At 66.0% G+C, this 359-nt stretch carries 1 protein-coding gene; it reads right to left on the bottom strand.

The features are described 5' to 3' along the window. Window positions 1-357 (bottom strand): tetratricopeptide repeat protein (locus tag EE949_RS13005; RefSeq protein ID WP_164666773.1); only part of this gene is annotated, 357 nt, incomplete at its 3' end. Between the last annotated feature and the right edge of the window lie 2 nt (window positions 358-359).

Below are 359 nucleotides of genomic sequence, written 5' to 3' on the forward strand. Positions count from 1 at the left end.
GTCCATGGCCTGTCGGTGATCCTGTTCGACGCCACGTCCCGTTGCCAGCAGGTTGCCCAGGTTGTAGAGCCCCCAATCGAGTCCCTGTTCGGCAGCCAGCCGGTAATGCAGCGCCGCCTGGACCAGATCGGGCGTGCAGCCCCAGCCATGTTCGAAGCAGCGACCCAGCATGTTGCGGGCCATCGAATGGCCCTGGTTGGCGGCGATTCCGAACCAGGTCATGGCCAGCGCCTGATCACGCTGAATGCCGCTGCCGTCGAGCAGGATCTGGCCCAACAGCGCGTGCGCCTCGACGTTGCCCTGGGCAGCGGCGGCGAGAATCGCCTTGGTTGCCTGCGCCGGGCTTTCTTCGAGCATCG

It is taken from the genome of Pseudomonas viridiflava, assembly GCF_900602065.1.
Classification (GTDB): Bacteria; Pseudomonadota; Gammaproteobacteria; order Pseudomonadales; family Pseudomonadaceae; genus Aquipseudomonas.